This window comes from Lentzea chajnantorensis (assembly GCF_054300775.1).
Map to the genome: position 1 here is coordinate 1 of NZ_JBSDZT010000002.1, position 2,500 is coordinate 2,500.

Sequence of the window (2,500 nt, forward strand, 5' to 3'; positions counted from 1 at the left end):
GTAAGTTCGGCGGCGACCTACTCTCCCACACCGTAACCAGTGCAGTACCATCGGCGCAGAAGGGCTTAACTACCGGGTTCGGAATGGGACCGGGTGTTTCCCCAACGCTATAACCACCGAAACACTATGAAATTACAACCAGCAACCCCGCAAGGGTCGCGATCGGTCCTGGTTGTTCTTCCAGAACCGCACAGTGGATGCGTAGCGTCTTCGTAACAAGTCCTCGGCCTATTAGTACCAGTCAGCTCCAACCGTTACCGGTCTTCCACCTCTGGCCTATCAACCCAGTGGTCTAGCTGGGGGCCTTAACCCACGAAGGGTGGGATACCTCATCTTGGAACGAGCTTCCCGCTTAGATGCCTTCAGCGGTTATCCCTTCCGAACGTAGCCAACCAGCAATGCTCTTGGCAGAACAACTGGCACACCAGCGGTCCGTCCGTCCCGGTCCTCTCGTACTAGGGACAGCCTTCCTCAAGTATCCTACGCGCGCGGCGGATAGGGACCGAACTGTCTCACGACGTTCTAAACCCAGCTCGCGTACCGCTTTAATGGGCGAACAGCCCAACCCTTGGGACCTACTCCAGCCCCAGGATGCGACGAGCCGACATCGAGGTGCCAAACCATGCCGTCGATATGGACTCTTGGGCAAGATCAGCCTGTTATCCCCGGGGTACCTTTTATCCGTTGAGCGACCACGCTTCCACAAGCCATGGCCGGATCACTAGTTCCGACTTTCGTCCCTGCTCGACCCGTCAGTCTCACAGTCAAGCTCCCTTGTGCACTTGCACTCGACACCTGATTGCCAACCAGGCTGAGGGAACCTTTGAGCGCCTCCGTTACTCTTTGGGAGGCAACCGCCCCAGTTAAACTACCCACCAGGCACTGTCCCTGATCCGGATCACGGACCGAGGTTAGACATCCAATACGACCAGAGTGGTATTTCAACGATGACTCCACAACCACTGGCGTGGCCGCTTCACAGTCTCCCACCTATCCTACACAAGCCGAATCGAACACCAATACCAAGCTATAGTAAAGGTCCCGGGGTCTTTCCGTCCTGCCGCGCGTAACGAGCATCTTTACTCGTAATGCAATTTCGCCGGGCCTGCGGTTGAGACAGTCGAGAAGTCGTTACGCCATTCGTGCAGGTCGGAACTTACCCGACAAGGAATTTCGCTACCTTAGGATGGTTATAGTTACCACCGCCGTTTACTGGCGCTTAAGTTCTCAGCTTCGCCCCGAAGGACTAACCGGTCCCCTTAACGTTCCAGCACCGGGCAGGCGTCAGTCCATATACATCGTCTTGCGACTTCGCATGGACCTGTGTTTTTAGTAAACAGTCGCTTCTCGCTGGTCTCTGCGGCCGTCTCGCCCTAGCCTGCAAAAGGCTTCAAGCGCTACGGCCCCCCTTCTCCCGAAGTTACGGGGGCATTTTGCCGAGTTCCTTAACCACAGTTCGCCCGATCGCCTCGGTATTCTCTACCTGACCACCTGTGTCGGTTTGGGGTACGGGCCGCGTGAAAGCTCGCTAGAGGCTTTTCTCGGCAGCATGGGATCACTCTACTTCGCCTCAATCGGCTACGCATCACGTCTCAGGATATATGCCCGGCGGATTTGCCTACCGGACTCCCTACACGCTTGCACCAGTACTACCACTCACTGGCGGAGCTACCCTCCTGCGTCACCCCATCGCTTGACTACTACAAGTTCAGGTCCCGCGCTCCACTTACCCCTCGATCCCGAAGGATCTTCGGAGGGCTTCGGGCGGTTAGTATCACAAGGTTCATCATGGGCGCGTTCACACGGGTACGGGAATATCAACCCGTTGTCCATCGACTACGCCTGTCGGCCTCGCCTTAGGTCCCGACTTACCCTGGGCGGATTAGCCTGGCCCAGGAACCCTTGGTCATCCGGCGGACGAGTTTCTCACTCGTCTTTCGCTACTCATGCCTGCATTCTCACTCGCGTAGCGTCCACGGCTGGATTCCTCCGCCGCTTCAACCGCTACACGACGCTCCCCTACCCATCCCAGCACAAGGCTGAAATGACACAGCTTCGGCGGTGTGCTTAAGCCCCGCTACATTGTCGGCGCAGGACCACTTGACCAGTGAGCTATTACGCACTCTTTAAAGGGTGGCTGCTTCTAAGCCAACCTCCTGGCTGTCTGTGCGACCCCACATCCTTTCCCACTTAGCACACACTTAGGGGCCTTAGCTGGCGTTCTGGGCTGTTTCCCTCTCGACTACGAAGCTTATCCCCCGCAGTCTCACTGCCGCACTCTCACACCACGGTATTCGGAGTTTGGTTGATTTCGGTAAGCTTGTGGGCCCCCTAGACCATCCAGTGCTCTACCCCCGCGGTGAAACATACGACGCTGCACCTAAATGCATTTCGGGGAGAACCAGCTATCACGGTGTTTGATTGGCCTTTCACCCCTAACCACAGCTCATCCCCCAGGTTTTCAACCCTGGTGGGTTCGGGCCTCCACGCGGTCTTACCC

At 56.9% G+C, this 2,500-nt stretch carries 2 rRNA genes (1 of these 2 cut by a window edge); both read right to left on the reverse strand.

The features are described from left to right. Nucleotides 1–4: 4 nt before the first annotated feature. Nucleotides 5–121 (reverse strand): 5S ribosomal RNA (gene rrf / locus ACVDFE_RS00415). A gap of 90 nt (nucleotides 122–211) precedes the next feature. Beyond that, a 23S ribosomal RNA gene (locus tag ACVDFE_RS00420) occupies nucleotides 212–2,500 on the reverse strand; it runs 795 nt beyond the window's last position.